The organism is Mycobacterium sp. (genome assembly GCF_050701675.1).
GTDB lineage: Bacteria > Actinomycetota > Actinomycetes > Mycobacteriales > Mycobacteriaceae > Mycobacterium.
Window position 1 is genome coordinate 1 of record NZ_JBOGDD010000494.1, and the last position, 3,086, is coordinate 3,086.

Consider the following 3,086-nt stretch of genomic DNA (forward strand, 5'->3'; position numbering starts at 1 on the left):
GGGTTGCGTTCATCGCAACTCAGCGCGCCGAAATCGCTAGTTGCCGAAGCCGATCAGGCTGTGCACCTGCGGCAGCGTCGCCGTCGTCGCGAAACCCGGCGCGGCAGCGCACACCGCAGGCACCGCATTGAGCACCTGCATCGCGGTTGCCACGTTCGCGGAGTTGACGTGCTCCAGCATCGACGCGTCGCGCTCGAAGCTGGCCAGCGACAGGAAGTGGGCGCGCATCGACGGGTCGCCCTCGATGGTCAGCGTCCACCCGTGCTGCGGTTTGGGCCAGTGCTTCGGGTACTCGTTGCCGACGGTCCACAGCGCCTCGATCTCGACAAGCGGGCGCCCCTGCCGCCTTCCGACCCAGTTCCACCGCTGACCGGCGGTGGTGCCCGCGCGCAGCACGTGATCGAAGATCTCGTGGTCGTGTTCGGCCGCGACGGCCTCGACCGTCGCCGTCACCTCGTCGATCCCCGCGTGCAGGGCGTCGGCGAGGAGCCACACCTGCTCGGTGAAGATCGAGCTGTTGAAGGCAAGGAAGTCGTTCGCGGCGACGCTGATCTCGTCGACCGGTTGCCCAAAGCGCATGTTGTCGAACGTGATCGCCGTGCTGTCGTACACCGACCAGTCGGCCCGCTCCTGCAACGTCAGCTTGTCGATGGTGCGACTCATCCCCGACAGGGCCAGCGGTAGCGCGCCGGACAGATTGCCCGGGTTCAGCCCGCAGCCGTGCACGCTGCTGCCGCCCTGCAGGCAGGCCGCCAATACGCGGTCGCGGTCCGCGAGACGAATGCGGCTGGGGTGGAACAGGAATGCGGTCGTCACGACGTTCTTGCCGCTCTCGAGGATCGCGCACACCTCGCCGACGTCGGTGAGCCGCGGCGTGTAGACCACGCAGTCCGCATCGGTGGCAAGGATCCGCTCGACGTCGGTGGTCGCGAGCACCCCGACGGGCTCGCGGCCGATCAGCACACCCGCGTCGACACCGTCCTTGTCATCGGAATACACCCTGACGCCTGCCAATTCGAGACCGGATCGGGGGTCGAGGACGGTTGCCAGCACCTCCTTGCCGACCGCGCCCGTACCCCATTGAATGATGCGATGTGCCATGTGGTGCCCCTCTCAGGCGTGCCAGGACGACCAGCGCGTGATGGTGACCGTGACGACCGGCCCGTCCAGTGCGACCCGTTCGTACTGCGGGTACTCGTGTCGCAGGGCCGCGTAGCCCATGGCCATCTCCTCACCGCGCTCGTGAACGGCCGCAACGCCATCCACGCGGATCCACCACAGCTGCGTCCAGTCGGCGTCGTAGTGGTCGACCAGCAGGCTCACCCTGGGGTTCGCGGCGATGTTCGCCAGTCGGCGCAGCCGGTGCGTCGTCTTCCGCTTGGCATCGACGGCGGTGTAGACGGTGGTGGTCTCGCCGGTCGTCCTGACGGCGGCGAACACCACGGGCACGAGGTGGGGTGCTCCGTCGGCGCCGACCGTCGCGAGCACGGCGACGGGGGCCTTCGCGAACGTGGCCTCGACGTCGAACCCGGTCATCGCCGCTTCGGCATCTGCGGGCTCACGCTGAGGGGAGCCCTGGTCACGTTGAATTCGGGCTTCTTGGTCATGGTGGGCTGCTGGCGGTACACCGGCGCCCGTTGGACCTCGGAAGCCGACGGCGGCGGCGGTGGAGGAGGGGGAGGAGGGGGAGGGGGAGGGGGTGGAAGCTCGCTGGTGCCCACCGGGGTGGTCGCGGTGGTCGGTGTCGTCGACGACTCGGTCGGAGCGGGAACGTTCTCGTCGCCGGAGGATCCGCGGAAGGCCAGAAGCACGACGGAAACGACGAGTGCGACCACGGCGAGTGACGCCGCGACGAGCGCCACGAGGGCCGGGCGGGTGCGGTACCAGGGCACGGTTGCGGGCTTGAAGTTCCAGGTCCCCGCGTTGAAGGCGTCGAACGGATGCTCCGCTGGATCCAGCGGCGGCGGTGCCACCCATTCGGTGGCGGGTACGTCCCCGCCATCGAAGGCGACCTCGGATTGGCCATCGAACTCGGCGGCCGGATCGATGTATTCGGGCTCGTCGAACAGATACCCGAACTCGCCGTTCGCCTCGGGTGCCCCGTCGTCGAGGGGCTGCCGAACGGCCAGCTGATCCGTGTCGACCGGGTCGTCGACAGGATCGTCCAACCTCGCTTCCCCCGAGGCCTCGCTCTCAGCCACCCCCTGATGCTAGGTGGCGACCTGCGCAGATGCGCGGCCGGTCGCCGAATTAGTGGTGCGCGTCGTAGAACTGGCTGCGTCGCCCTGAACGCCTGCCGACCTGCGAGACCCCCGGTAAGGTCCCCAACGAGTTGCTCCGTTCACCGTCGCGACCAGGCGCAGACACGTCAGCGCCACCGTCACGCCTCCCGTCCATAAGAAGGTTCGCCAATGAAGAAAACACGGCTCACCGCGACTGCTGGCGCCTTGGCCCTGCTCCTCGCGGGCGGCATCACCGCATGCGCACCGCCCCAGGCGAAGAACGACGGGGAGAAGACCTCGACGGGTGTGAGTGCGTCCGAGGCGAAGTCGGCCGCCGACTTCGGCGGGGACAACCTGTCGGGCCTGATCGACGCCGCCAAGAAGGAGGGCGAGCTCAACGTCATCGCGTTGCCGCCCGACTGGGCCAACTACGGCGCCATCATCAAGGCGTTCGGCGACAAGTACGGCATCAAGGTCAATTCGGCGCAACCCGATGCGGCCAGCCAGGACGAGATCAACGCCGCGTCCCAGCAGAAGGGCAAGTCCACCGCGCCCGACGTCTTCGATCTCGGACAGTCGGTGGCGCTGGCCAACACCGCGCTGTTCGCGCCGTACAAGGTCGCGAAGTTCGACGAGATCTCCGATGCCATGAAGGATCCCGACGGTGCGTGGGTCAACGACTACGGCGGATACATGTCGATCGGTTACGACTCCGCGAAGGTGCCCGAGGTCAAGGGCGTCAACGACCTGCTGGCGCCGGAGTTCAAGGGCAAGGTCGCGCTCAACGGTGACCCGACACAGGCGGGCGCTGCGTTCTCGGGCGTCATGATGGTGGCGGTCAGTCAGGGCGGTTCGCCCGACGAC

Annotated in this window: 4 protein-coding genes; 1 reads left to right on the forward strand and 3 read right to left on the reverse strand. The window is 67.9% G+C overall.

What is annotated here, in order from left to right; genetic code table 11:
• Positions 1-36: 36 nt before the first annotated feature.
• The 3 genes from ACRDUX_RS14840 to ACRDUX_RS14850 are packed head-to-tail and all read right to left on the reverse strand — an operon-like array spanning position 37 to position 2,201.
• Positions 37-1,101, reverse strand: a complete 1,065-nt coding sequence (locus tag ACRDUX_RS14840; RefSeq protein ID WP_526414783.1) for an NAD(P)H-dependent amine dehydrogenase family protein — start codon at positions 1,099-1,101, stop codon at positions 37-39.
• 12 nt (positions 1,102-1,113) lie between these two features.
• Entirely contained in the window at positions 1,114-1,536 is a 423-nt protein-coding gene (locus tag ACRDUX_RS14845; protein ID WP_526414784.1) for a TIGR03668 family PPOX class F420-dependent oxidoreductase, read from the reverse strand.
• Entirely contained in the window at positions 1,533-2,201 is a 669-nt protein-coding gene (locus ACRDUX_RS14850) for a hypothetical protein (protein ID WP_526414785.1), read from the reverse strand. The genes ACRDUX_RS14845 and ACRDUX_RS14850 overlap by 4 nt, the downstream gene beginning before the upstream one ends.
• Positions 2,202-2,411: 210 nt before the next feature.
• Between ACRDUX_RS14850 and ACRDUX_RS14855 the strand changes: the two genes are divergently transcribed.
• Positions 2,412-3,086 (forward strand): extracellular solute-binding protein (locus ACRDUX_RS14855; RefSeq protein ID WP_526414786.1); only part of this gene is annotated, 675 nt, incomplete at its 3' end.

Excerpts from the sequence above, each read along its gene's own strand:
- ACRDUX_RS14845 (WP_526414784.1), bottom strand. The coding sequence starts at position 1,536 with ATGACCGGGTTCGACGTCGAGGCCACGTTCGCGAAGGCCCCCGTCGCC.
- ACRDUX_RS14840 (WP_526414783.1), bottom strand. The coding sequence starts at position 1,101 with ATGGCACATCGCATCATTCAATGGGGTACGGGCGCGGTCGGCAAGGAG.